The sequence below is a fragment of the Rhizobium giardinii bv. giardinii H152 genome (assembly GCF_000379605.1).
In the GTDB taxonomy this organism is placed as follows: domain Bacteria; phylum Pseudomonadota; class Alphaproteobacteria; order Rhizobiales; family Rhizobiaceae; genus Pararhizobium; species Pararhizobium giardinii.
Map to the genome: position 1 here is coordinate 71,069 of NZ_KB902682.1, position 25,223 is coordinate 96,291.

Consider the following 25,223-nt stretch of genomic DNA (forward strand, 5'->3'; position numbering starts at 1 on the left):
GTTTCGCGCTGTGCCAGCAATCTCGCAAGAACTGATATCGTTCAATCATGTCAGGTCGGAGCAAGCGGCACGTTCGGCATACCTCTTCCTGGGCCAAATCAGAACGCCTTGAGCCCCCGCGATTACAGCGCGGGTACGACCGCCGTCAATGTCCGGGACGATACCCACGATTGTCCCGCTGCAGCTGCACCGCGCCATTCGCCACCGACGAGCCCATCTCGCGAACAGGCTGGTGTCGTCAGCTCGTTCATCGTGTCATCTGTCAGCCAAGCCGGAAAGGACTGCTGTGGTGATTGCTTCTGTCTTGTCTTTGCCAGGCACAGCGCCGATACCGCGTGCAGTTGTCGCCTCGATCGCGGCCATGACATTGCCAGCGGCGGTTTTCTCGCCAAGGTGGTCCAGCATCATCGCGCCCGACCATATGGCGGCGATCGGGTTGGCAATGCCGAGATGGGCGATGTCTGGTGCCGACCCGTGGACCGGTTCGAACATGGATGGCGCCGAGCGGTCCGGATTGATATTGGCGGAGGCGGCGAAACCAAGCCCGCCCTGAATGGCGGCGCCAAGGTCTGTAAGGATGTCGCCGAACAGATTTGAGGCGACCACTACGTCGAGGCTTTCCGGCGCCATGACCATGCGCGCGGCCATAGCATCGATATGGTAGCTCGTCACCTCGACATCTGGATACTCGCGCGCAAGCGCATGGGTGATCTCGTCCCAGAACACCATTGAATATTTCTGTGCATTGGACTTGGTGACGGAAGCGAGCTTTCCGCGCCGTCCACGCGCTTGCTCGAAGCCGAAGCGCAGGATGCGCTCTATGCCCTTGCGGGTGAAGATCGAGGTCTCGATCGCCACCTCGTTGTCGGCGCCCTGATGCACGCGGCCGCCAGCGCCGGAATATTCACCCTCGGTGTTTTCGCGAATGCAGAGAATGTCGAAGGCGTCCGCCTTTAGCGGACCTTGAACGCCAGGCAGAAGTCGGTGGGGGCGGATGTTGGCATATTGGACGAAGGCCTTGCGGATGGGCAGGAGAAGCCCGTGTAGTGAGACCGAATCCGGCACTTGCGCTGGCCAGCCGACTGCGCCGAGCAGGATTGCGTCGAAAGTTTTCAGGGTATCGATGCCATCAATCGGCATCATGGTGCCATGTTGGAGATAATAGTCGCAAGACCACGGATAGCTGGTCTTGGCCAAAGAAAAGCCACCTATATGGGCGGCTTGTTCAAGGACTGCCCAAGCCGCATCGGTCACGTTACGGCCTATACCGTCGCCCGGCAGAAGGGCAATTTTGTAGGTCTTCATCGGTTATCCTTAGGCTAATGAGCACGCTCTTGCTCTAGCGGTTGGCGAAATGAACTTCGCGGCCGAGATTCTGCAGCCACCGCGTCGATGGCGGGCAAGAGGTCGCGAGTGAAAAGGCCGGCCGCCAGGCCGTAGATCGAATGGTCAGCAAGCCTGGCGCAGGTGAAATGCTCTTCGGCAGTGAAAGCGTGTCTGGGTCCGAGCTGAGGATCATGGCGTATCCTTTTGATAAGTTGCACAAGATTACTGTCAGTTCCACCGCATCATGTGTCGACTGGCGGCCGCAGACGGACGAAAACGTCGTTCTACAAAGTCCCGCCAGTTGAATCTTCGGGGCTGCAGCGCGGCATCAGCATGCCGGGCCGCCGTAGTTACGAAGCGAGCAGGGTGGAATCGTGTCACATGATGGTGACGTAGATCTTGCGGACTGTCTCAATGGTTTTCCAGACGCCGGTAAAGCCGGGCTTCATGATGAAGCTGTCCCCCGCCTTGTAAAGCATCGGCTCCCCATCGTCGGGCGTGATCTCAATGATGCCGGACAGGATGTGGCAGAACTCAAAGGTCTCGCCCTTGATCGAGCGCGTCTCGCCTGGCGTCGCTTCCCAGATGCCAGTGTGGATCATCTCGCCGCGGGTTACGTCCTGTGGCCAGGTTTTGAAGGACGGGTCGCCGCTGATGAGGCGTTCCGGCAAGGGCTTCGATTCCCGCGGCGTGGCGGCAGGATTGGTGTCGATGGTTTGCAGCAGAGTCATGGATAACCTTTCTTGGTTGATTGTCAGATCAGTAGCCGCGGGTCCGGTCGATCAGGCCGATCGGATCGAGACCTGTGCGGTGGAGCTTGATGTTGTCGATGACGGCGCGCGCAGCCGTGTCCGCCTGGGTGACGCTCGCAATATGTGGCGTCAGTATGATCTTCGGATGCGACCAGAAGGCATGGCCGGGAGGCAGCGGTTCCGGGTCCGTTACGTCGATGACGGCACCCGCCAGATGACCACTGTCAAGTGCTTCGACCAAAGCGGCATGATCGAGCTGCGGGCCGCGTCCGGTATGGATGATACTGGCACCGTCCGGCAGCATGGCGAACAGATCCGAATTCAGCAAGCCGCGCGTTTCTTCCGTCAATGGTAGCAGACAGACCAGAATATCGATGCCCCTGAGAAAATCTTGCAACCCCTCCTGTCCGCTATAGGTGGCCACACCTTCGATTTCGCGCGGACTGCGGCTCCATCCGGACAAGGAAAATCCAAAAGGCTTGAGGCGACCGAGTACAGCACTGCCCAGTGCCCCCAGGCCGAGAACGCCGACGGTCCGGTCTGCTGCAAGCGCCTGCGGAATGCCTTGCCAAATGTGGTTTTTCTGTTGGAAAAGATAGGCTGGAAGATTGCGGTGCAGCGCCAACACTGCAAGCGTCACATATTCTTGCATCATGCGGATGATGCCATCCTCGACCATGCGCACCAGCTTCACATTCTCCGGCAGGCGGTCAATCTGAAATTGATCGACGCCGGCGCCGATTGAAAAGAGGATCTCCAGATTGGAGTAACGGTGGAGGTCGTCGGGCGCCGTCCAGGTTATCAGGTAACGGACGTCGTGGGGATCGACGGTTGCCGGGTCCATGGAAAAGGGAACCTCCGGAAGCTCACGCGCGAAAGCTTCCCGGAAGATAAGGCCGCGCTTGGCGTCGGAGTTGAATAGCAAAGTCATTGGTAATCTCTCGTTAGGTCGGCTGTTGCATCCGCGTCCGACACGGTGCGTGCCTTTTATCGGGACAGCCGCGCGCCGAGCGTTTCGATCATGGATTGGCAAGCGATCAATTCATCCAAAAGAATGAACTCGTCCGGTCGATGCGCGCGGGAGATATCGCCCGGGCCACAGATGATCGCGTCGATCCCAGCCTCCTGATAGAGCCCTGCTTCCGTACCATAGCTGACCGCCGCAAGAGGCTCCTGCCTCGTCAACTCCCTGAGCAGTTGCGCAAGTGGTGCATCGTTCGCAAGCGACAAGGCTGGATAGGCGCTCATCAGATCCCAGTTCACCTGCAGCCCTCGGCTACGCAGGCTCTCGGCCTTTTCTCTGGTCGGGGCGAGCAGTTCAGAGGGGGAAATGCCGGGAATGGCGCGCGCTTCAAGCTCGGCGACACACAAATCCGGGATGATGTTGACGGCCTGTCCGCCCTTGACGGTACCGACCTGGAGGGAGGAGTAAGGGGGGGCGAAGGCAGGATCGAAGGGACCATGTGCAAGACGTCCGGCGCCGGCTGCTGCGTCGGCCAGCACCTCCGCCATGGCGTGGATGGCATTCAGGCCTTGATCGGGTCGCGAGGAATGGCCCGATCGGCCGCGGATTTCAACGCGCGCTGATGCCTTGCCTTTATGGGAGCAGATCGCGCGCATGTTGCTCGGTTCGCCGATAATCGCGCCTTCGGGCTTGGCGCAGAGTTCGGGAAGGCGCTTGATTAAATGCGGCACGCCGCGGCAGCCCGCTTCCTCGTCATACGAAAAGGCAAAATGGATAGGTTGCGAAAGCTGTCTTGATGCGAGTTCCGGCAAGGCGGCAAGTGTTGCTGCAAGAAAGCCCTTCATGTCAGAGGTGCCGCGACCATAGAAACGATCAGCCTGCGCACGCAACTCGAACGGATCCGACGACCATTCCGGTTCGTTGGCCGGCACGACGTCCATATGGCCCGAAAGAATGTAGCCGGGGACGTTCCTCGGACCAATTGTTGCGAAAAGGTTCGAGCGATCGCCTTCCGGTCCGGGAAGAATGGTCACCTCTTGATTGAACCGCGCCACATAAGCGCGGATCCAGTCGACGATTGCGCTGTTCGCCTGGCCAACGATAGAGGGAAAAGCCACCAGCTGTTCGAGAATTTCAACGGCTTGCATTATCTGGACCTGAACTTGAGGCTTCTATGAGCATTGATGGGAATGCTGTCGGACATTGCAGATGTTCTTTGGATCAAAGCTTAACGACTAATTGCCGGATTACGTGCCGAAAGCGGGCCTCTTTTCAGCGTTTTGTTTCGAAGGACAGGCTGTCTCCAGCAAATCCTGGTCGGCCGTTTCATTGTAGATTCTATGCGCGATGAGAGTGACATCGCAGGCGCGATTTCGTGCCTGCCGAGCAGCAACGGGTTTGAGGTCTCAGTGGCAGATCCCGGTCCGATGATCGCTGGCGTAAAGATGGCCATCGCCGATATTTGGAGGCCGCGCGCGATCTAACCGGATCGATGCGCGCATCGCCCGTGCGCCCGCCGCTGGTGGGGCGCTTTGATTGAGATCACCACTTATTGGTCCGAAGGCTGGCTCTAAAGGCTTAACAACGCGTCGCCATCGTTAAGGATCGCCACCGCGTTTAGCCTTTTGATTTCACAGCATTCTTAGCCGAAAGCCGATGCCGAAGTGGCGTGAGTTACCCCAACGCGTGGCCGGCGAGGCCAAAGACAGCCGGTCCGCCTTCATTGGTGGTGAGGAAGCGGCGCCCCTTCGACATGGTCGTGACGGTCTCGGAAAGCGCCAGCCGGCTCTGCTGAAGAAACTCGGCGAATACGCCTTTCTCGCGCGTATCAATGCGCACGAAGTGGCCTGCCAGATCCTTAAGATGCACGGCTACGAGATGGATTGCATCCTGAGCATTGCTTGCCACTATCGGTCCGACCACATGGCCGCGCCCGAACTCGCGACACATGGAATAACCGACGATTTCGTCGCCGCGCCGAAGCGTGCAAACGGAGGCGCCTTCTGAAAGCAACGCCAGCAACCTCTCGCGATTGATTCCGAATGCCTGGGTGTCGAGAGCTGTGATCTCATGGAGCTTGTCGTTCGACAACTCGCTCAGTTGCCCGTTTAGATCTGGCAGTGGAGGAAGCCTGGGTGCAACGTCTCCCTGGTATTGATAGACGATCGCTTCCTTCGTGAACCCGAGCGAAATATAGAGGTTGTAAGCGGCTTTGGTCGAATTCAGGGCCAGATTTCGGTCGCCGCACTGCTCAAACACTTGTTCCATGAGCCAGCGCCCATTTCCTTGTGCTTGCGTGCGGGGTGAGGTGATCACGAGTCCGATGGTGGCGAAATCGTCCCCATGGGGAAACCACATTGCGCTTCCAAAGACACGCCCTATTCCATCGACCGCAACGATACCTCGGCCGGCGCGCCTTAGGAAATCCCAGTCTTTGGGCCGGTGTGGCCAACCGACACCCATCGACAGGGCGTGAAGCAGGCTCACATCGACACTGTCGATATCCTGGGCGATCAATTCGAATGACTTGAGGCGCACTGATTTTTGCATTTAGGCTATCCGCTCCGTTCGCCGGATCGCGCAAGTCGACCACGGGCCAGCAGTGTCTTTGATCCTCGCGCAGATTGCAATCTAGTCACACTATCGCACGCCAAGATCAGCAGATTTGCCTTATTCGTAGTATTCCTTCGAAATCTTCAGCTAAACCCATTCCCAATTCAGCAGGGAAAACTTTTACCTCGACGTGGTCTCGGTACATGTGGTTGACCCTAAAACCAAATTGCTAGGTAAATGAACGTAAATGCCTGTGCGTCGCTGGCTGATCCCACGTTGTACACTGATCGGTTCAAGCGGCGCCTTCTTCGAAGCCGCAGTCGTACCGACCAACACTGCTATTGCAGCGAGCGACTATTTTCGGTCCAACTGATCGATGAGGGCCAAGAAAATTGGCTGCCGTCGGATGACGGCAGCCAAAACTACTCGGGTAGGAGAGGGAGGGGAACCCATGTAGGATGGAGGACTGCGATGCGCTTCGCATCGTGGTACATCCAACGGTGATATCATAACACCTGCACCTCAGATGGGCTGCGGCATTCGCGGTCGCGCCAGCATGTTGTTTGGTTTGCCCGCTACTCTACAGCAGTATTAGCTGAGGCAGGACTGGTCATCGGGTGGAGGATTTCCACCGCGCTAACAACCGGAGCCTTCGACAGGGCACAGACACGATGGAACTTCGATTTTGATGAGTTCCTAGAGCTGATTGCCATTAGTTGACGGGTCGACACGACAGGGTCGTGCCTTGACCGTTTGCGGTGGCGAGGTGCCAAAGCGACGACCAAGTCCTGAAGGGCTAGTCCGGCCATGTCGATAAAAGTGACATCTTCGAGATCGCGTTCAGTCGTACCCACCAACATGTCGCCGATCCCGATCGAGGGGCATTCGGAATCCCGTTGACCTTCGCCAATGGAACGCGATTGCTCGCGATCGCCTCCAAAGAGTCGGGATCGGCGAAGAATGCCCGCTGGGAGCTCTCGCTTGCCCTTTGTGTCGGTGCCTACACAATTAAGGTGCGTGGCTGCGCGGATCGCTTCGGGCGAAAACAAGGGTCCACCTCCCCGGCGCTGCAGTCACGCCAATGTCGCTTTCGCTGACGGCTTCATTACCATGGCGCGGCATCGGTCCGTTCGTCCTGCAACTCTGGAACAGGAACTCACCCTTGAGCGCCATCACTACGGTGCCGGCACGATCGTCATGAAGAACGATGCGCCCGAACTGAGGACTCGCCAGCGCTATGGCGCGTCGCCGAGCGCTGTACGAAGGATGCGGTGGTTCGTTCTCGGTTCATCGATTGCCTGTTTGGTGCACTCTGAGTTCTTGTCGAACTTTGGACGGATTTAGCCCCGCGGATCCAGGGAATGAGAATATGCTAATTTCGACCTTGGTTTCGGTAGTTCCTGCTGCGCCAACCGCAGTTTCAGCGATTCCATGGGAACATATCCAGCCATACTGCTTGGCATTCGGAGCGTTGACACGTCGAGATAGACGCATTCGAAGGATTCGAATGGCCGACAATCGCTGGTCCGTGTCCGTCATTGGGAATGCAGGGGTTGATCCCGTTTTACATTCACTTGCGGAGCAACCATGGCCGGTAGAGAATAAGCAGAGGCTTACATAGATTGCCTGCGGAGCGAGGAGCACAGTCGTAATCCACAGCAGACTTTCCGGCGCCGTTGAATAGGAGGAGCCTTGATGGCCGTTAACACGAAGCCCAAACTGGTAGACGACGCGGCACTTTCGGTGCGCGGCCTGACAGTCGACCTGCCGAAAGGCATGGAACGGGCTCATGCCGTCGAGAACATCTCATTTGATCTCAAGCGGGGTCAGATACTCTGCATTATCGGCGAGTCCGGTTCAGGCAAGTCGGTAACAGCAAACACGATCATGGGGCTCTTGCCGAAGATAATCCGCGTCTCTTCGGGGTCCATTTATCTTGACGGCACGGCGATAATCGGCGCATCGCCGAAAAAGCTGCGGGATATGCGCGGCCGGGTCGTATCGATGATTTTTCAGGATCCGCTGTCGGCGCTCAACCCTCTGATGACGGTAGGCGAACAGATTACGGAAGCCATGGCCGCCCATGGGGTTGGCACGAAGGTATCGCGGCACAGCCGGGCCGTCGAGTTGCTGACTGAAGTGGGTCTGCCCGATCCGGAACTCATGTACTTCCAATACCCGTTCCGGCTTTCCGGCGGCCAACGCCAGCGCGTGATGATCGCCATGGCGCTCGCGCTCGAACCGAGTGTCCTGATCGCCGACGAGCCGACGACTGCACTCGACGTCACGACGCAGGCGCAGATTCTCGAACTGATCCGGGAAATTCAGCGTCGCAAGGGCATGAGCGTGATGTTCATCACCCATGACTTCGGCGTCGTCGCAGAAATCGCGGACAGTGTCGTGGTCATGGAGAAGGGGCGCATCGTCGAGCAAGGCAGCGCCGAGCAGGTCCTGAAAGCACCCACCCATGCCTATACAAAGCGCCTGATCGCGGCCGTCCCGCGACTGACCGGCGAGAATCGTATCCCCCAGGAGACCGTCAGCAAGGCGGCGATCCTGAAGGTCGAGGGACTGGCCAAGACATATCGCAGCGGCAGCGCGCTGTTCGGCAGCCAGCGTGTCGTGCCTGCGGTGAACGATGTTTCGTTCGACTTGGCACATGGGCGCACCCTGGGCGTTGTCGGCGAGAGCGGCTCCGGCAAATCGTCGCTGGGAAGACTTCTGATCAAGCTCCAGGACAGCGACGGCGGTCGAATCCTGTTTGAGGGCAACGACATCGCCAAGCTTTCGGAATCCGAGTTCCGTCCCCTGCGACCTCGCATCCAGATGATCTTCCAAGACCCTTTCGCATCGCTGAACCCGCGTTCGACCATCGGACAAATCCTTACCGTCGGGCCCGTCGCGCACGGGATGTCCTATTCCCAGGCGCGTGAGGAGGCACGAGCGTTGCTTTCACATGTGGGCCTCGATGCTGGCGCCTTCGGCCGCTATCCGCACGAGTTCTCCGGTGGGCAACGCCAACGCATCGGGATCGCCCGAGCTTTGATGTTCAAACCAAAGCTGCTGATTGCTGACGAGGCAGTCTCTGCTCTCGACGTGTCCATCCAGGCTCAGATTCTCGAGCTGCTGGACAAAATCCAACGAGAAACCGGCGTTTCGATGATCTTCATCACCCATGATCTGCGCGTCGCCAGCCAGATCTGCGACGAAATCGCAGTGATGCAGAAAGGGCGGATTGTCGAACACGGTCCGCCATCTCAGATTTTCCTGGACCCGCAATCAGCCTACACGCGTGAGTTGGTGGCGGCAATTCCTGGAGAGCGACCGAGGAGCACCCGGCCGATTGCTGCGAACGTTTGAGGACCACGGCGAATATCGCCACTACGGAGAAGAGATTATGACCAAAGATTTCACGACCGGATCGACCTACTCGCGACGCGACGCGCTGCGCCTCATGGCAGCGGGCGGCGTCGCCTGCTTTGCCGCCCCCAACCTCTTCGGCAAGCCTGCCTTCGCGCAAAACCCTCCAACAACCCCCACCGGCCGCGTCGTCGTCGGGCTTTCTCAAGAACCCACCGTCTTCAACCCCCTGATGGCGCATACCGAGGTCGACGATGCACTGCATTTCTCGGTGTTCGATGCGCTCTTTCGAATGGACCCCAAGGGCGTTCTTCAGCCCAATCTCGCGGCCGAAGTGCCCACACAGAAAAATGGCGGTATTTCGCAGGACGGCCTGCAGTGGCGCATTCGTCTGCGTGACGACGTCCGCTGGCACGACGGCGAACCCTTCACGGCTGAGGATGTGAAGTTTACTCTCGAACTCGTCACTAACCCTAACTTCCGCGCGTGGCGCACCAGCGGCCATTCATTGGTGCGCGATATCAAAGTGGTCTCACCGACCGAGATCACCTGGCGAATGGAGAGCGTGTTCGCCCCTTACCTGTCGTTTCTCGCCGAAACCTTCATGGTGCCCAAGCACATCCTCGAAAAAGAAGCCGATCCCAATGCCGCCGCCTTCAATCAGACGCCTGTCGGCACTGGCGCATTCAAGTGGGCGCAGCGCATTGCCGGCGACCATATCGAACTCGTCGCGAACGCGGACTATTTTGGCGAAGGTCCATATGTCGAGCGGCTCGTCCTCAAATACATTCCTGACATGACGGTGCTCTACACCCAGTTTGTAAGTGGCGACATCGACCTTGTCGACCAGGCATACATAACCGCCGACCATTATGAGGAAGCCAGCAAATTACCGGGTCGTGTGGTAACCCTGGAGCCGGGGGCGTCGGTCGAGTCGATCTATCTCAATCTTGAGAAGCCGCAATTCAAGGATCCGGCAGTGCGCCAGGCGCTCTATGCCGCAATAGATAGAAAAACGATCATCGACGCAATCTATTACGGGATCCACAAACCCACCGAGACGTTCATGCCGCAGAATTCCTACTACTACAATCCGGACCTGCCGGCGCAGGAGTACAGCATCGACAAGGCGCGCCAGATCCTCGACGAAGCCGGTTGGGTACCGGGCTCGGATGGAATCCGCGCGAAGGACGGCGTTCGGTTGTCGTTCTCCAACGCAACGACGGCAGGCAACAATCTGCGTGAGCAGGTGCAGCAGTTCCTGCAGCAATCGTTCGCCGAAATCGGCGTCGAGATGACCATATCGAACCTGCCAGGGGCGGTCATGTGGGGCGATTTCTGGCTCAAATCGCAGTTCGACTCCGCCATCTCCGGTGTAACCAATGTCATCGCGGCCGACCCCGATGTCACCAACCGCCTGCACACCAGCGCAATTGTTGCAAAGGGCGGAAAGGGCTCGAACACCGGCCAATACTCCAACCCCGAGGTCGACGCGCTGCTCGAAAAAGGTGCCCGCACCTTCGACCCGGAAGCACGGCGCGCCATCTATCTTCGTGTGCAGGAAATCGTCCGCCAGGACCTGCCGTTCCTGCCGCTGTTTGCCTACACCAACGTGTTCGGCCGCAAGGAAGGGCTCGAGGGCTTCGAGGCCAATTCCAACACCCGCGTCGCATCCTGGCATGCCGCCGCATGGCATTGGAAGAGCTGACCTTCGCCGCCGCCGTCGCGAGTTGCGGCGGCGGCCCCATCCATTGACGCTGTCATGAGGAGAGCTGAATGCGCGGCTTCCTATTAAACCGGCTCTCCCAGAGCCTCGTCCTGCTCCTGATCGTTTCCGTCATCGGGTTCGTCGTCCTGAACCTGATCCCGGGTGGCCCGTTGGCGCAATTTGGGCTTGATCCCAGCATGACGCAGGATGATCTCGATCGTCTCAAAGAACAATTGGGGCTCAACCGTCCGCTGTGGATGCAATATCTGGACTGGGCCTGGCGCCTTGTGCAGGGTGACTGGGGTCACTCCTTCCGCGACGGCGCGCCGGTTCTGGACGTAATCGGCCGGCACATTTTTGCAACGCTGTTGTTAATGGGGTCTTCCACGGTCATCGCGATTGCCGTCGGAACGTGGATCGGCATCCGTGGCGCCACGCACCGGTATTCGGTGTTCGACTATCTGGGGACGGTCGGCGCCATGGTGGCGCTGTCTATCCCGACCTTCTGGTTCGGGCTTATCGGCATCTACGTCTTTTCGCTTCAGTTGGGCTGGTTGCCGGCCGGCAACATGTACACGATCGGGGATGGCTCGGCACTGAATTACATGCATCACCTGATCCTGCCGAGCATAGTGCTGGCGCTGGTCCATGTCGCGATCTGGAGCCGCTATATGCGATCCGCGACGCTTGACGTCATCAGCCAGGAATTCGTCAAAACAGCGCGCGCCAAGGGACTAAGCGAGCGGCGGATATTGATGAAACATGTCGTCGGCAACGCCCTGCTGCCAATGATCACGCTGGCGGGAGTGCAGCTTCCGAGTGTCCTGACCGGCGCCTTGGTTACCGAGACGGTGTTCACATGGCCCGGAATGGGTCGGCTGTTTCTGGATAGCCTCGGCTACAGCGACTATCCGGTGGTGATGGGACTGCTGATGTTCTCGGCCATTCTCGTAATCCTGGGCAATCTCATCGCCGACATCGCCGTCGCGGTCATCGACCCACGCATTCGCTTGAGTTAAGCGCGTCATGAGACGCTCAACAGGGAGTCATCACTTATGACCGCAATCGCCGCAAATTCGAACCTGGACCGTTGGTGGAACAGCCGAACCGCACGCCGATTTATGAGCCACCATCTGGCTCTCCTCGGGATGGTCATGATCGCCTTATTAACGCTGGCGTGTGTCTTGGGTCCGCACCTGCTGCCCTATGATTCACTCTATATCGATCTGCGCGCCCGTTTTGCGCCTCCCTTGACCGGCAGTCACTATCTGGGCACCGATCCCCTGGGACGGGACGTGGCGGCCCGGCTCTTCATGGCGGGACGGATTTCCCTGCTGGTCGGCTTTTCCGCCATGCTCTTGTCGACGCTCATCGGAACGCTCGTGGGCGTGATTGCGGGGTACCGCGGCGGCTGGCTAGGCATGGCGCTGATGCGCACAGTGGATGGCTTTCTGTCCTTCCCGTCGATCTTCCTGGTGCTGGCCCTCGCCGCAGCACTGAAACCCAGCCCGATCATGATTACCGTTGTCATCGCCGTCTCCAGCTGGATGGAGGTTGCCCGGATTGTCGAGGCCGAGGTCCGCTCGCTTCGCGAACGCGAGTTCGTCCAGGCCGGGCGCATGTTGGGGCTAAGCGGAACCCATATCATGTTCCGCGAGATCCTGCCCAACGCCATCGGTCCGATCATCGTTGCGGCTACTCTGACTGTTGCCCGGGCGATCCTCATGGAGGCCTATATCAGCTTCCTTGGCTATGGAATTCAGCCACCGCTGCCCAGTTGGGGCAACATGCTGAACGGCGCGCAGCAGTATCTGGGAACCGCACCGTGGCTGGCGATCATTCCTGGTGCCGCCATTACCATCGCGGTCACCAGCTTCAACTTCATTGGCGACGGCCTGCGTGACGCGTTCGATGTTCGCGGGGACTGACGGCAAGGAAATCCGATCTGATCGGCAGGACGGGGGAAGCGTCACCCCCGCTCGTCGATTGTTTCGAGTGTCGTCTGATAACCGCAGACTTTTGATCAACGAGCAGCCGCAAAAGTCGACTGTCTTTCTCCGCAATCCAGAAGGCCTTGGCCAAACGCAACGAGAAGTTAATCCCATGGGCGACTCCACAATCGCAGACAAGAACTCACCCTACTGGTGGGAAGCGGCACCCGTCAAACCACTGCCGCGGCAGCCGCTGGCCAAGAAACTCGATGTGGCGATCATAGGCGCCGGATACGCCGGGTTATCGGCCGGGCTCGTTCTGGCGCGCGAGGGGCGTTCGGTCGCCGCCTTCGATGCGATGAACCCGGGCGAGGGCGCCTCGTCGCGCAATGGGGGCATTACCAGCGGAAGCATTCGCCCGGACTACGCCGCAATCACCCGGCGCTTCGGCGAAGACAAAGCCATCGCCATCGAGGCCGAGGGCAAGCTCGCTCGCGAGTTCCTCTATGACTTCATCAAGACCGAAGGGCTGGACTGCGACTTCAATCTGGTCGGCCAGTTCAAGGGCGTCATCGGGTTCGACCAGTACGAGAAGACCGCCCGAAACGCCGAGACCCTGGCAAAAAGGCTAGGTATCGAGTCTTACGCCGTGCCGTATGCCGAACAACGCGACTATATCGGCACCGATTTCTATCGCGGCGGCATGGTGCGGATGGATATTGGCGGGCTGCATCCGGCCAAGTTTCACGCTGAACTCCTAAGGGTGTCACTGGCTTCCGGACTGACGGTCCATTCCGGGACGCGTGTGACTTCGGTAGAGAAAGATGGCTCCGAGTTTCGCGTCACGACGTCGGCCGGCACGGTTCGAGCGCGTCAGGTCCTGGTCTGCACGGACGGCTATACCGATGGTGCGGTGCCCTTCCTGCGCCGCCGACTGGTGCCGGTTCGCAGCCGCATAATCGTAACAGAGGAACTCACCCCTGACGTCATGGCGCGGCTGATGCCGAAGCAGATGACGGTGACCGAAGGCCGCCAGCTCGGATTCTACTATCGACCGACGCCGGACGGCAAACGCATCCTGTTGGGCGGGCGGGACAGCTCTCGCGCCGGCGATCCGGATGGGCCTAAGCTCGTTCTGCGCAAGGGACTCGTGAATCTCTTCCCCGAACTTAAAAACGTCCGTCTGTCGCACACCTGGTTCGGCAATGTCGCGATGCACCGCGACATGCTGCCCCGCATCTTCGAAAAGGACGGTGTGGTTTATGCCACCGGATTCTGCGGTTCGGGGGTAGTCTGGGCACCGTGGGTGGGCATACACGCCGCCCACAAGCTGCTGGGCCATCGCCAACAGGCGCACAGCGCCTTTGACTTCCGACCGCCGGCCTTCATTCCATTTTACAACGGCAACCCATGGTTTATGCCGGCCATTATTCAAGGCTATCGCATCCAGGACCAAATCGCCTTCTACCGTGCTAGCCGCTGAGAAGATGTCCGGGCCCCGGCCCTTTGGCGGGAGCCGACCCCTCGGCAGAAACCTCGTGGCAACGACCGAAGATGTGACTGCCGAGTGCCGCAAAAACGTTATTTTCCACCGCGACCACACCGCTAGTCGATACATGCTGCTTGTCATCCTTCGTTAGTCTTAGCTGAGGAACAGGTCGAGGGGCAGTTTTGTCCCGTGTCTCCATCCCTCGTTCAGGCGCGCCCGTCGGTGATCCCGTGTTGAGGGGATGCCGAAGGCGCGGGACGGAACTTCATGCACCGCGGCGGTTCTTGCGGCCGACGCGTCTGATCGTCAGAGAGGAACACTATGCTTCAGTTGAAGGACAAAGATCTATTCCGGCAGGCCGGCCTGATCGGCAGCGCCTGGTTAGGTGCTGCCGCGGGCAAGACAATTGACGTCGTCGATCCCGCGAGCCAGACGACTCTAGGCACCATTCCGGATATGGGTACCACTGAAACTCGCGCAGCCATTCAGGCAGCCAGCGCCGCTTTTGCACCGTGGAAGAAAAAGACCCATGCCGAGCGCGCCGCCCTGCTCGAGCGCTGGCATGCATTGATGATCGAAAATCTCCAGGATCTTGCACTGCTCCTCACACTTGAGCAGGGCAAGCCACTCAACGAAGCCCGCGCGGAAATTCACTATGGCGCGTCCTTTGTCAAATGGTTTGCCGAGGAAGCCCGCCGCATCGGCGGCCACACCATTCCGTCGCCGACGGCGGATCGCCGCATCGTCGTGCTCAAGGATGCGGTCGGCGTCTGCGCCATCATCACACCGTGGAACTTTCCGAACGCGATGATTACCCGCAAGGTGGCCCCCGCATTGGCGGCAGGTTGTACGGTGGTGATCAAGCCCTCTGAGTTCACGCCCTATTCGGCGCTCGCCCTAGGTGTCCTTGCTGAGCGGGCTGGCATTCCGCCTGGCGTCATCAACATCGTAACCGGCATGCCGACGGAGATTGGCAACGAGATCATGGCGAACGAAACGGTGCGCAAGATCTCCTTCACCGGCTCCACGCGCGTCGGTTCGCTGCTGATGCGCGGCGCAGCGGATAGTATTAAGCGATTGTCGCTCGAACTCGGCGGCAATGCACCCTTCATCGTCTTCGACGATGCCGATCTAGACCTTGCTGTCGAGGGTGCCATTGCATCCAAATTCCGAAATGGCGGGCAGACTTGCGTCTGCGCCAACCGGATTCTCGTTCAGGGCAGCGTTTACACCGCCTTTGCCGAAAAGCTCAGCGCGCGCGTCAACGCGATGAAGGTCGGCCCGGGAACCGAGCCCGGCAACGCCATCGGACCGATGATCAACCCTGCGGCGATCGAGAAGATCAACCTTCATGTCGAAGACGCGCTGGCAAAGGGCGCCAAGGTGGTAGCACGGGGCAGTTCGCTGCCGGAAGGCAAACAGTACATCGCGCCGATCGTTCTTACCGGGGCGACGGCCGAAATGCTGCTCGCCAGCGAAGAAACGTTCGGTCCTGTTGCTCCGCTCTTTCGCTTCGAAACGGAGGAAGAAGCGATCGAAATCGCCAACAGCACGCCCTTCGGCCTTGCCGCCTATTTTTACACCGAAAACCTCAAGCGCTCCTGGCGCGTCGGGGAGGCGCTCGAATTCGGCATGATCGGGCTCAACACGGGGGCGATTTCCACCGAAGTGGCGCCTTTCGGCGGCGTAAAGCAGTCGGGGCTCGGTCGCGAAGGCGCGCAGGTCGGCATCGAGGAATATCTGGAAATGAAGAGCTTCCACATTGGCGGTCTGAACTAGGCCGGGCTCTCTCGCCGGATCGTTTCTGTTCTATGTCTGCACCCGCTTACAAAGCCCGCGGCGCATCCTCATGCGCCGCCGGCTTTGTCCCTGCGAAGAGGCTAATTTCTACGTTTCATGAATATTTCGGACGGAGCATGTTATCGGCACTTCCTTATGCGACGTGGATTGGCATATCTCGCGGTGTTAGCCGCGACGCGCCTCCTGTCGAGGTCCGCCCCGGTGGCTCCCCCGTGCCAGCAGAAGATGCGGCGGCAGATGAAGCGAAAGCGATAAGATACCGCTCAGCACGCCCTCTTCAGATGATCTGCCAACCGGCTTTCCTGCAAACTTTGGCTCAGCAACTTGAGGAAGGGCCATGCAGAAACGTCAGATCGATATTGCCGCTTTTGTCCCCGAACATCTTGACGCCGCCGTCGCCCTCTCGCGGCAAGTGGGTTGGCCCCATCGCCCCGAGGACTGGCAGATGGCCCTTGCCCTGAGCGAAGGCGCGGTCGCGATCGAGAATGACCGGGTCGTAGGCACCGCGCTCGTGACGCGCTACAAGGAAGCATGTGCTACGATCAACATGGTCATTGTGGACCAGTCCTTGCGTGGCCGGGGTATTGGCCGGCGGCTCATGGACGCCGCTCTCGTCCTCTCCGATGGGCGCCCGCTGCGGCTAGTAGCGACAGAGGACGGTTTGCCGCTCTACGAAAAACTCGGATTTCGCGAGACCGGGCGGGTGCTGCAGCACCAGGGCATTACCGCGAAGATAGACACTCCGCCGATCACGTCTGCGGCGACGTCGGCCGATCTTTCCGCCATTGCGGAACTTGACCGACAGGCCTTTGGTGCCGACCGCAGTGATCTGATCGCCTACTTGGCCAATGTGGGCACATTCGCCGTCATCCGGCGCAACAACCGCATCGCCGGTTTCTCAGCCCTTCGCTGTTTCGGCCGTGGCGAAGTCATCGGCCCCGTCGCCGCCGGGGACCTGGAGGACGCAAAAGCGCTCGTCGCTCACTTCATCGCCCTGCGCCCCGGCCGGTTTCTACGGGTGGATATCCCAGGCATCATCGACTTGTCGGACTGGCTCGCCGAGCGGGGCCTCGGTCACGTCGGTGGCGGTATTGCGATGATGAGGCCATCGATCCCCCCAGCTGCTTCCGACCCCACCATCTTTGCCCTCGCCAACCAGGCGCTCGGCTGATCCGGAGAGTTATCATGTACAGCAATTCCCTTGTCGAACTCGACCGCGCCCATCTCGTGCATCCGGTCGCCTCCTATCGCAATCACGAGAAGCTCGGCGTGCGCGTGCTCACGTCTGCCAAAGGCGCATCTGTCACAGACGCCTCGGGCAAACAACTGGTCGACGGCTTCGCAGGGCTCTGGTGCGTCAATGCCGGGTACGGCCAGGAATCGATTGTCGAAGCGGCAACCCGACAGATGCGCGAACTTCCCTACGCGACGGCTTATTTCGGCCTCGGTTCGGAGCCGGCGATCCGGCTCGCCGCGGCATTGGCAGAGCGAGCTCCGGGCGATCTCAACCATGTTTACTTCACACTCGGCGGATCGGATGCGATCGACAGCACCGTCCGTTTCAGCCGCTATTACTGGATTGCCCGTGGTGAGCCGAAGCGCGACCAGTTCATCTCGGTCGAGCAAGGCTACCACGGCTCATCTACTGTCGGAGCAGGCTTGACGGCGCTGCCGTCTTTCCATGCAGGCTTCGGCATTCCCTTCGAGTGGCAGCATAAAATTCCCTCGCACTATGCCTATCGCAATCCCGTCGGCGATAATCCGCAGGCGATCATCAACGCTTCGCTCGCGGCACTGCGGCGCAAGGTTGAGGAAATTGGCCCCGATCGCGTCGCCGCCTTTTATGCTGAACCGATCCAGGGTTCGGGCGGCGTGCTGGTTCCACCGAAGGGGTGGATGAAGGCAATGCGCGAACTCTGCCGCGAACTGGACATCCTATTCGTTGCCGACGAAGTGATCACCGCTTTCGGGCGCACCGGCCCGCTCTTCGCCTGCGCGGAGGACGACATCGTGCCGGATTTCATTACCACTGCCAAGGGTCTGACCTCCGGCTATGTTCCGATGGGTGCAGTGTTCATGGCCGACCACGTCTATCAGACCATCGCCGATGGGGCCGGTGCTGCAGCCGTCGGTCACGGCTATACCTATTCGGCCCATCCGGTATCCGCGGCTGTCGGCCTCGAAGTTCTGAAACTGTACGAAAACGGTTTGCTTGCGAACGGTCGGAAGGCGGGCGCTAGGCTGATGGAAGGGCTTGAGAGCCTCAAGGACCATCCACTCGTCGGGGATGTCCGCGGCCGCGGAATGCTCGCCGCCTTGGAACTCGTGGTAGACAAGGAGAAGAAGACCCCGCTGCCAATGACAGCCGATCCGGCACGCCGCATCTTCGACCGGGCCTGGGAAAACGGCTTGGTCCTCCGCGCCTTCGCCAACGGCGTACTTGGCTACGCGCCACCACTCTGCTGCACCGACGCCGATATCGACGCAATCATTGAACGCACCCGAAAGACGCTGGACGATACCCTGGCGGACCCGGATGTGCGCGCGGCCATCAAAGACTGATCACGGCAGGTGACAGAGGCAACATGTCGCCAAATCGACATTCTGACCGCGCCATGACCTCTTCCTGGAGATTACGGCGCGGTACAGATTTGCAATGCGAATGACCATTGGCTCTTTCTGCATAAGCAAGCGTCATAGGTTGCGGCATTGCCGCGCAACTAGCTGGGCTTTAGGCGATGTAGCACGGAGCTCTGCAGCCACAATTCGGGCCAATCCGTGAGGGGTTGTTGGCGCAAGAGCGGATACCGAATTTAAAGCGGAAACAGGCTCGTCAACGGCATGTGTGACTTGACGATGGGCGACTTCAAGACAACGAAGCTGAAATACCTATCGATGCCGATCTCCAGGTCGGTGAGACGCTCCATGATCTCCTGATATTCACTGATGCCGGCGGTTACAAATTTCAGGAGATAGTCATAGCCGCCAGACACCAGGTGGCATTCCATGACCTGGTCGATCTTTTCTATCGAAGTCAGGAAGCGGGCGAAGTCGATCTGCCGGTGGTTTTTCAATGTGATTTCCGTGAAGACTGTCAACGTCTGCCCCAGCTTGCTCACATTGATCTGTGCGGAGTAGCCGTCGATGTAGCCCTCAGACTGCAGTTTCTTCACGCGCATCAGACATGGGCTCGGTGAAAGATTGACCAACTCGGCCAGTTCCACGTTGGTAACGCGGCCATTTTTCTGCAGTTCATGCAGGATCTTTATATCGATACGGTCGAGTTTCAACAGCCTGCTCCGTTTATCGACGACGATCATGGCGCAGCATATCGTGCCGTTATGTTCCCATAGTCAGAGTAACATGTTGCTGTAACGTGTCGATGGCGTTTAGCGTGACTGCGGCGCACGAACGTACTGCGGCGGCCGGTGCGTCGGCATTATATGCTGCAGCGGCAACCAAAGGACCACGTGCCCTGCCGTGTTGCGCAAGCCCGGTACTGCTGAACTGGACGTAAGTGCCCTTGGGCCAAAGGTGATTTCCGCAACATTGGTTGAGCCAGTCTCCTGATTGCTTGGATCCGTATTACCAGATGCCAGCTAGCTCACCCTCGCCAATAGCGTTGCAGCCGGGGTCTCGCATCCCTGCCGAAAACGGGCAGCTGCTTTTTTTGCTGCTCGTCATTCTGCCGTTGGAGGGCTTCATCGATGCAGAGTGTTCCGTTCCGGCGTTCGTCAGGCCATTGCAGACGGCGTTGCCGTCGCGCCGGTCGCAAAAGCCGCCGTACCGACGGCGAAAAAATTTTTGTTCGACCTGCACCATCCGTCATGCCGAGGGACGGCTCAAAACGAATGATTCGGCCGAAATGAAGGGCAAGAACAGCAGGGAAATCTGCTTGCCAGGCTCGACTATGAATTCGAGCTTTAACCAAGAGACAGTATTTCACCTATGGCCGTAGACCATGAGAGCGACAAAGTCAGCGCCCGGATCGAGCTGATGAAAATTGAAACCCGGCATTTGCAGGGAGCGCTGAGGCTATCGCAGGAGATGGGCTGGCCTTACCGGCTGCAGGATTGGGAGTTTGCCGCGACGGTCGGCGAGGGTCTGGTCATCGAGCGGGCAGGCGAAGTGATCGGCACGGCCATGTGGTGGAATTACGGACAGGCCTATGCCACCGCTGGGATGATCATCGTCACCGCCTCCGCACAGGGCGCAGGCTACGGCTCGCAGCTCTTCAATGGGGTGCTTCAGGCGACAGTCGGTCGCAACGTTCTGCTCAACTCAACCGCGGAGGGGCTTGCGCTCTACAAGCGACGTGGCTTTACTGCCTGGAGCACTGTGCTTCAGCATCAGGGTACGCTCACCGTTGCGGTGACCCTGAATGCCCGCGACGACATCCGTCCGGCAACCATCTCCGACCTTATGGGGATCCAAGCCTTTGACCAGCGGGCCACGGGCATGTCCCGACAGTCGATGGTGGCCCAGCTCGCCGATGTGGGTAACGTGGTGGTCGTCGAACGCGCGGGACGGATTGCAGGCTACGCCATCGCAAGGAAGTTCGGCCGCGGCTACGTTATCGGCCCTTGTGCAGCCGAGAGCGCACAAGATGCGCGACTCCTGATCCTGGCCCAGCTTTCGAAGCTTCACGGGCAATTTGTTCGAATCGATGTCTATGCGGAAGATGAATTGAGCGATTGGCTGGAGGGCCTCGGCCTCAAGCAGGTCAGTCATGCGACCGCTATGGTCAAGGGGCAGCGACCGGAATCCGACGGGACGGCCCGTATGTATGCCTTGGCAAACCAGTCGTTCGGTTAGGAAATCAGGATATGGGCAAGATGACGGTAAACCTGCAAGGACCACAGACGGTCAAAATCATCGAGGCCTGGTCACCCCAGCGCTGCTTGTGGACCGAGGACGGCTTGAGCGCCATGTACCGTGCTGACCGAGCACGCCACGAAGCTTGGCGTGGTGCTGCGCCTAAAAAAATTGAAGCGCGGTGACAGCGAATCCGAGACTGGTGACCAATCTCTACGCTTTGCATGGCGCCCATGCAAATTAACGCGCTGGTGGCAAAATGAAGCTTACCTCTTACTGGCTGGATACGTCTCAGCCGTTCAATGATGGATCATCCAAACCCCTTGAAGGTCACTACGACGTCGCCGTGGTGGGAGGCGGTCTGACCGGATCTTCCGCCGCACTGGCGCTTGCCAAGAAGGGCGCCCGGGTCGCCCTGCTCGAGGCCGACACAATCGGCAACGCCGCATCCGGACGCAACGGCGGTATGTGCAACAATGGTTTTGCCCAGAACTATGCGATCATGGCCGGCAAGTACGGCAAGGATGCCGCAAACGCGCTTTACAAAGCTTTCGATGCCGGCGTCGACATGGTTGAGCGGATCGTTGGGGAAGAGCAGATCGACTGCAGCTTCTCTCGAGTAGGCAAGCTCAAGCTTGCCGCCAAACCCGAGCACTATGACATGCTGGCGCGCAGCCAGGAGCTTTTGGCGGCCAATGTCGATCCCGACACGAGGATGATTGCCCGAGCGGACCTACATAGCGAGGTCGGAACCGGCCGTTACCACGGTGGGCTGCTCTTTCCCAAGAGCGCCAACATGCATGTCGGCCGGTTCGTCCGGGGCCTGGCGACCGCAGCCGCGCGGCGGGGCGCGGAGGTCTATGAACGCGCGCCCGTCCTGGCCATGCACAAGGTTCCCGCTGGGCATGAGCTAACCACCTCCAGAGGCAAAATCGTTGCGCGGCAGGTTCTGCTGGCCAGCGGCATTTCCCAGGTTGGACCACTCGGATGGATCCGTCGGCGGATCGTGCCGGTCGGGGCATTCCTGATTGTGACGGAACCGCTATCGCCTTCGGAGCTTGACCGCTTGATGCCGGCCCGTCGCAATGTCGTCGATACGCGCAACCTTGTTGTCTACTGGCGGCTGACACCGGACAACCGCATGTTGTTCGGCGGGCGGGCACGCTTTGCGGTGTCCAATCCACAATCCGACGAAAAAAGCGGCCGAATCCTGAAAGCGGCGATGGTCGACGTTTTTCCGGAACTGGCCGGCGTCCGGATCGACTACTGCTGGGGCGGCATGGTCGATATGACCCGCGACCGGTTGCCCCGCGCCGGGGAGCGCGACGGAATCTTCTACTCTATGGGCTATAGCGGACACGGCACTCATATGTCGACGCTGATGGGCAGTATCATGACCGACGTCATGGACGGTCGTCCCGACCTCAACCCCTGGAAGGATTTCGACTGGCCAGCGATCCCTGGATATTTCGGCCGTCCCTGGTTCCTGCCGATCCTCGGTGCCTACTACCGCATGAAGGACCTAGTTCAATGATCGCGCCCCTCGAACACCTGTCCCGAAACGGCCACTTGCAAACGTTCTTCATTGACGGCCAATGGCTCGAGCCGAGAGGCACCGCCGAGGGCGTTGTGGTGAATCCGGCCACGGAGGAGGTTGTGACCCGGTTTCCGCTGGGAAACAGCAAGGACGTGAACGCGGCCGTTTCAGCGGCCCGTCGGGCGTTCGCCACCTGGAGCCGTACCAAGCCGGAATACCGCGCGGGTCTGCTTGATCGGCTGCACGCGGTGCTTGAAGCGCGCAGCGAACTGCTTGCACAATGCATCACCCTCGAGATAGGCGCGGCGATCGGATATGCGCGCACCGCGCAAGTGCCCCTAGCGATGGCCCATGTGGAGGTCGCTCGCGATGTCCTGGAAGCCTTCCGCTTCGTCAAACAGCGCGGCCGTACCGCCGTCACCCACGAACCGATCGGCGTCTGTGCAGTGATCACTCCGTGGAACTGGCCACTTTACCAGATCACGGCCAAAGTTGCTCCGGCGCTCGCCGCAGGCTGCACGGTCGTGCTGAAGCCAAGCGAGCTTTCTCCTCTAAACGCCCTGCTGTTCGCTGAGGCGATCGAAGAGGCTGGATTCCCGCCCGGGGTTTTCAACCTTGTCAATGGCGACGGCCCATGCGTCGGCGCGGGTCTGGCCGCCCATCAAGACGTCGACATGATCTCCATTACCGGCTCTACCCGCGCGGGCATCGCGGTGGCCGAGGCGGCCGCGCCGACTGTCAAGCGTGTCGCGCAGGAACTCGGCGGCAAGTCGCCGAACGTGATCCTACCGGACGCCGACCTCGATCGCGCCGTTTCCCTGGGTATTGCCGCTGCGTTTCGCAATCTCGGCCAGTCATGCAGCGCACCGACGCGCATGATTGTCCCGCGCGCGCTGCTTTCAGAGATCGAGTCACTTGCTAAAAGGGCCGCAGATGAAATCGTCGTGGGCGATCCTCTCGCGGAGACCAGCACCCACGGCGTGATCGCGAACCAGGCCCAGTTCGATCGGATCCAAACCATGATCAGGGTCGGCATTTCAGAAGGCGCAAAACTCATTGTCGGCGGAGAGGGCCGCCCTGCCGGTCTGAATGTCGGGTTCTACGTTAAACCGACGATTTTTTCCGAGGTGGGCACGGGCATGCGTATTGCCCAGGAGGAGATCTTCGGACCGGTTCTGTGCCTCATCCCCTACGACACGGTGGAAGAGGCCGTCACCATCGCCAATGATACCGTTTACGGCCTAGGGGCGCACGTGCAGGGCAAAGATATGAACATCGTTAAGGATGTCGCGTCGCAGATCCGCTCCGGGCAAGTTCACCTCAACTACCCGGCCTGGGATCCACACGCCCCGTTTGGCGGTTTCAAGCAGTCTGGAAACGGACGCGAATACGGCATCGAAGGCATGTTGGAGTATCTTGAGGTCAAGTCCATCCTCGGCTTTTTCTAAGCGGCATCTTCGCAGAGGCACCCTGCTATCGGAGCGTCTTTTTGCCAGTAAGATGCCTGCGGACGTTCGTCGATAAAACGGCCTGAATGTCGCCAAAGGTGGATCCAGGATGAGGAAATCGGAATGCTAGACACGCATTTCATGAAGAGATAATGCGCGGAGGTGAGATCGTAGCGAAACAACGAGGAGTAATGCAGGATATCCTCCGAAACGCTGCTGATTTCAGCCGATGTCACTGTTTGGAGCGTCGGTCGGAGTGTCGTTGCAGAGAATTTGCGGCCCGTCATGCTGGATCCGAATAATGCTCTGCCATACCGGGCGAGTTCAGAAGAATCTGTCGGTCAAGCGGTCATATGCTTAAGTGTCAGCAACGACCAACTTGGAGAAATTGCCATGGAACTCATCATCAGCATGCCGATCCTCCTCACCTTTGCCACTCTTCTTCTGATGCGAACACCCGGATCAGACATGGTGTTGACGGCCAGCCGGGCCGATCAAAGAAAGGCGATCATCTAAGCCCTGCGAACTGCTCATTTGCATGCCAGGGCGGATCAGTCTGGCGAGCCGCTACAATTGCGGGTTTGACGCAGTGCGCTCATGACGAGAGTGCTGCCGCCAAATGCAGCAAGCTTGCCCGTTCGCTAGGAATGGCCATCACTCAGAACGAGGGAAGCATGAACGAGAAAATCTACGTTGCGTCGCATGACAGGAACCGCACGCTTGTCGACAACGCCACCTATCTGAAATGGTACAAGCAGAGCGTCGCCGACCCGGAAGCGTTCTGGGGCGAACATGGCAAGCGCATCGACTGGTTCAAGCCTTACACCAAGGTCAAGAACACCAGCTTTGAAGGCAAGGTATCGATCAAGTGGTTCGAGGACGGTCTCACCAACGTCTCCTACAACTGCATCGACCGGCATCTGGAAAAGCGGGGCGACCAGGTGGCGATCATCTGGGAGGGCGACAATCCCTATGACGACAGGAAGATCACCTATCGCGAGCTCTACGAGCATGTCTGCCGCCTCGCCAATGTGCTGAAGGAAAACGGTGTCAGACGAGGCGACCGCGTCACGATCTACATGCCGATGATCCCNGAAGCCGCCTATGCGATGCTCGCCTGCACCCGCATCGGTGCCGTGCATTCGATCGTGTTTGGCGGTTTTTCCCCCGATGCGCTGGCCGGCCGCATTGTCGATTGCCAATCCACCTTCGTCATCACAGCGGACGAGGGCCTGCGCGGCGGCAAGCCGATTCCGCTCAAGGCCAACACCGACCACGCGATCGACATCGCCAAGCGCGACGGCGTCGAGGTCAAGTCCGTTCTTGTCGTTCGTCGCACCGCCGGCAAGATCAACTGGTTCGCGGATCGCGACATCTGGTANCATCAGGCCGTCGCCACGGTGAANGCCGATTGCCCGCCGGCGAAGATGAAGGCCGAGGATCCGCTGTTCATCCTCTATACCTCGGGCTCGACCGGCAAGCCGAAGGGTGTGCTGCACACGACGGGCGGCTATCTTGTCTATGCCTCGATGACCCATCA

22 protein-coding genes are annotated in these 25,223 nt (G+C 59.4%); 14 read left to right on the plus strand and 8 right to left on the minus strand.

Annotated elements, in window-relative coordinates:
• Window positions 1-255 precede the first annotated feature (255 nt).
• The 6 genes from A3AY_RS0119045 to A3AY_RS41510 form a co-directional block, all read right to left on the minus strand.
• On the minus strand, window positions 256-1,305 hold the full coding sequence (locus A3AY_RS0119045; protein ID WP_018327263.1) for a tartrate dehydrogenase: 1,050 nt from the start codon (window positions 1,303-1,305) through the stop codon (window positions 256-258).
• A gap of 398 nt (window positions 1,306-1,703) precedes the next feature.
• A complete protein-coding gene (locus A3AY_RS0119055; RefSeq protein WP_018327265.1) occupies window positions 1,704-2,057 on the minus strand; it encodes a cupin domain-containing protein in 354 nt (117 codons plus the stop codon).
• A gap of 28 nt (window positions 2,058-2,085) precedes the next feature.
• A complete protein-coding gene (locus A3AY_RS0119060) occupies window positions 2,086-3,009 on the minus strand; it encodes a 2-hydroxyacid dehydrogenase (protein ID WP_018327266.1) in 924 nt (307 codons plus the stop codon).
• A gap of 56 nt (window positions 3,010-3,065) precedes the next feature.
• On the minus strand, window positions 3,066-4,190 hold the full coding sequence (gene argE, locus A3AY_RS0119065; RefSeq protein ID WP_018327267.1) for an acetylornithine deacetylase: 1,125 nt from the start codon (window positions 4,188-4,190) through the stop codon (window positions 3,066-3,068).
• Between the two features lie 526 nt (window positions 4,191-4,716).
• Window positions 4,717-5,592, minus strand: coding sequence for a GNAT family N-acetyltransferase (locus A3AY_RS0119075; protein ID WP_018327269.1), 876 nt, complete (start codon window positions 5,590-5,592; stop codon window positions 4,717-4,719).
• A 578-nt stretch (window positions 5,593-6,170) separates the two neighbouring features.
• Window positions 6,171-6,644, minus strand: a complete 474-nt coding sequence (locus A3AY_RS41510) for a hypothetical protein (protein ID WP_210163021.1) — start codon at window positions 6,642-6,644, stop codon at window positions 6,171-6,173.
• 646 nt (window positions 6,645-7,290) lie between these two features.
• On the opposite strand from A3AY_RS41510, the gene A3AY_RS0119080 reads away from it, so the two are divergent.
• The 8 genes from A3AY_RS0119080 to A3AY_RS0119115 all read left to right on the plus strand — a co-directional run bounded on the left by A3AY_RS0119080 (window position 7,291) and on the right by A3AY_RS0119115 (window position 18,445).
• Window positions 7,291-8,955 (plus strand): ABC transporter ATP-binding protein, encoded by a 1,665-nt coding sequence (locus tag A3AY_RS0119080; RefSeq protein ID WP_018327270.1) that lies wholly within the window; start codon window positions 7,291-7,293, stop codon window positions 8,953-8,955.
• A gap of 37 nt (window positions 8,956-8,992) precedes the next feature.
• Entirely contained in the window at window positions 8,993-10,663 is a 1,671-nt protein-coding gene (locus A3AY_RS0119085; RefSeq protein WP_018327271.1) for a peptide ABC transporter substrate-binding protein, read from the plus strand.
• A gap of 68 nt (window positions 10,664-10,731) precedes the next feature.
• Complete coding sequence (locus A3AY_RS0119090) at window positions 10,732-11,682, plus strand: ABC transporter permease (RefSeq protein ID WP_018327272.1); 951 nt, start codon at window positions 10,732-10,734, stop codon at window positions 11,680-11,682.
• A gap of 36 nt (window positions 11,683-11,718) precedes the next feature.
• Window positions 11,719-12,591 carry an ABC transporter permease gene (locus A3AY_RS0119095; RefSeq protein ID WP_018327273.1) on the plus strand — a complete coding sequence of 291 codons (873 nt, stop codon included), beginning with the start codon at window positions 11,719-11,721 and terminating at the stop codon, window positions 12,589-12,591.
• A 175-nt stretch (window positions 12,592-12,766) separates the two neighbouring features.
• On the plus strand, window positions 12,767-14,077 hold the full coding sequence (locus tag A3AY_RS0119100) for an NAD(P)/FAD-dependent oxidoreductase (protein WP_018327274.1): 1,311 nt from the start codon (window positions 12,767-12,769) through the stop codon (window positions 14,075-14,077).
• Between the two features lie 327 nt (window positions 14,078-14,404).
• Entirely contained in the window at window positions 14,405-15,862 is a 1,458-nt protein-coding gene (locus tag A3AY_RS0119105; RefSeq protein ID WP_018327275.1) for an NAD-dependent succinate-semialdehyde dehydrogenase, read from the plus strand.
• A 358-nt stretch (window positions 15,863-16,220) separates the two neighbouring features.
• A complete protein-coding gene (locus A3AY_RS0119110) occupies window positions 16,221-17,054 on the plus strand; it encodes a GNAT family N-acetyltransferase (protein ID WP_018327276.1) in 834 nt (277 codons plus the stop codon).
• 14 nt (window positions 17,055-17,068) lie between these two features.
• Window positions 17,069-18,445, plus strand: coding sequence for an aspartate aminotransferase family protein (locus A3AY_RS0119115; protein WP_018327277.1), 1,377 nt, complete (start codon window positions 17,069-17,071; stop codon window positions 18,443-18,445).
• A 251-nt stretch (window positions 18,446-18,696) separates the two neighbouring features.
• On the opposite strand, the gene A3AY_RS0119120 is transcribed toward A3AY_RS0119115, so the two are convergent.
• Entirely contained in the window at window positions 18,697-19,173 is a 477-nt protein-coding gene (locus tag A3AY_RS0119120; RefSeq protein ID WP_026203614.1) for an Lrp/AsnC family transcriptional regulator, read from the minus strand.
• Between the two features lie 295 nt (window positions 19,174-19,468).
• The gene (locus A3AY_RS0119125) at window positions 19,469-19,705 is read right to left on the minus strand and encodes a hypothetical protein (protein WP_018327279.1); all 237 of its coding nucleotides are present in this window, start codon (window positions 19,703-19,705) and stop codon (window positions 19,469-19,471) included.
• Between the two features lie 174 nt (window positions 19,706-19,879).
• On the opposite strand from A3AY_RS0119125, the gene A3AY_RS0119130 reads away from it, so the two are divergent.
• From A3AY_RS0119130 to A3AY_RS0119155, 6 genes are all read left to right on the plus strand, one after another.
• Window positions 19,880-20,698: a GNAT family N-acetyltransferase gene (locus A3AY_RS0119130; RefSeq protein WP_234913219.1), complete on the plus strand. Its 819-nt coding sequence runs from the start codon at window positions 19,880-19,882 to the stop codon at window positions 20,696-20,698.
• An 11-nt stretch (window positions 20,699-20,709) separates the two neighbouring features.
• Entirely contained in the window at window positions 20,710-20,883 is a 174-nt protein-coding gene (locus tag A3AY_RS39240; protein WP_018327281.1) for a hypothetical protein, read from the plus strand.
• A 74-nt stretch (window positions 20,884-20,957) separates the two neighbouring features.
• Window positions 20,958-22,232, plus strand: a complete 1,275-nt coding sequence (locus A3AY_RS0119140; protein WP_018327282.1) for an NAD(P)/FAD-dependent oxidoreductase — start codon at window positions 20,958-20,960, stop codon at window positions 22,230-22,232.
• Window positions 22,229-23,683, plus strand: a complete 1,455-nt coding sequence (locus tag A3AY_RS0119145; protein ID WP_018327283.1) for an aldehyde dehydrogenase family protein — start codon at window positions 22,229-22,231, stop codon at window positions 23,681-23,683. Before A3AY_RS0119140 ends, A3AY_RS0119145 begins: the two co-directional genes overlap by 4 nt.
• A 393-nt stretch (window positions 23,684-24,076) precedes the next feature.
• The gene (locus tag A3AY_RS41085; RefSeq protein WP_018327284.1) at window positions 24,077-24,199 is read left to right on the plus strand and encodes a hypothetical protein; all 123 of its coding nucleotides are present in this window, start codon (window positions 24,077-24,079) and stop codon (window positions 24,197-24,199) included.
• A 158-nt stretch (window positions 24,200-24,357) separates the two neighbouring features.
• Window positions 24,358-25,223, plus strand: an 866-nt coding sequence (locus A3AY_RS0119155; RefSeq protein WP_026203615.1) for an AMP-binding protein, incomplete at its 3' end; no start/stop codon positions are given.

Excerpts from the sequence above, each read along its gene's own strand:
- argE (WP_018327267.1), bottom strand. The coding sequence starts at position 4,190 with ATGCAAGCCGTTGAAATTCTCGAACAGCTGGTGGCTTTTCCCTCTATC.
- A3AY_RS0119105 (WP_018327275.1), top strand. The coding sequence starts at position 14,405 with ATGCTTCAGTTGAAGGACAAAGATCTATTCCGGCAGGCCGGCCTGATC.
- A3AY_RS41085 (WP_018327284.1), top strand. The coding sequence starts at position 24,077 with ATGGAACTCATCATCAGCATGCCGATCCTCCTCACCTTTGCCACTCTT.
- A3AY_RS0119095 (WP_018327273.1), top strand. The coding sequence starts at position 11,719 with ATGACCGCAATCGCCGCAAATTCGAACCTGGACCGTTGGTGGAACAGC.
- A3AY_RS0119130 (WP_234913219.1), top strand. The coding sequence starts at position 19,880 with ATGAAAATTGAAACCCGGCATTTGCAGGGAGCGCTGAGGCTATCGCAG.
- A3AY_RS0119090 (WP_018327272.1), top strand. The coding sequence starts at position 10,732 with ATGCGCGGCTTCCTATTAAACCGGCTCTCCCAGAGCCTCGTCCTGCTC.
- A3AY_RS0119140 (WP_018327282.1), top strand. The coding sequence starts at position 20,958 with ATGAAGCTTACCTCTTACTGGCTGGATACGTCTCAGCCGTTCAATGAT.
- A3AY_RS0119115 (WP_018327277.1), top strand. The coding sequence starts at position 17,069 with ATGTACAGCAATTCCCTTGTCGAACTCGACCGCGCCCATCTCGTGCAT.
- A3AY_RS0119055 (WP_018327265.1), bottom strand. The coding sequence starts at position 2,057 with ATGACTCTGCTGCAAACCATCGACACCAATCCTGCCGCCACGCCGCGG.
- A3AY_RS39240 (WP_018327281.1), top strand. The coding sequence starts at position 20,710 with ATGGGCAAGATGACGGTAAACCTGCAAGGACCACAGACGGTCAAAATC.
- A3AY_RS0119080 (WP_018327270.1), top strand. The coding sequence starts at position 7,291 with ATGGCCGTTAACACGAAGCCCAAACTGGTAGACGACGCGGCACTTTCG.
- A3AY_RS0119085 (WP_018327271.1), top strand. The coding sequence starts at position 8,993 with ATGACCAAAGATTTCACGACCGGATCGACCTACTCGCGACGCGACGCG.
- A3AY_RS0119100 (WP_018327274.1), top strand. The coding sequence starts at position 12,767 with ATGGGCGACTCCACAATCGCAGACAAGAACTCACCCTACTGGTGGGAA.
- A3AY_RS0119110 (WP_018327276.1), top strand. The coding sequence starts at position 16,221 with ATGCAGAAACGTCAGATCGATATTGCCGCTTTTGTCCCCGAACATCTT.
- A3AY_RS0119125 (WP_018327279.1), bottom strand. The coding sequence starts at position 19,705 with ATGGTGCAGGTCGAACAAAAATTTTTTCGCCGTCGGTACGGCGGCTTT.
- A3AY_RS0119145 (WP_018327283.1), top strand. The coding sequence starts at position 22,229 with ATGATCGCGCCCCTCGAACACCTGTCCCGAAACGGCCACTTGCAAACG.
- A3AY_RS0119075 (WP_018327269.1), bottom strand. The coding sequence starts at position 5,592 with ATGCAAAAATCAGTGCGCCTCAAGTCATTCGAATTGATCGCCCAGGAT.
- A3AY_RS0119045 (WP_018327263.1), bottom strand. The coding sequence starts at position 1,305 with ATGAAGACCTACAAAATTGCCCTTCTGCCGGGCGACGGTATAGGCCGT.
- A3AY_RS0119060 (WP_018327266.1), bottom strand. The coding sequence starts at position 3,009 with ATGACTTTGCTATTCAACTCCGACGCCAAGCGCGGCCTTATCTTCCGG.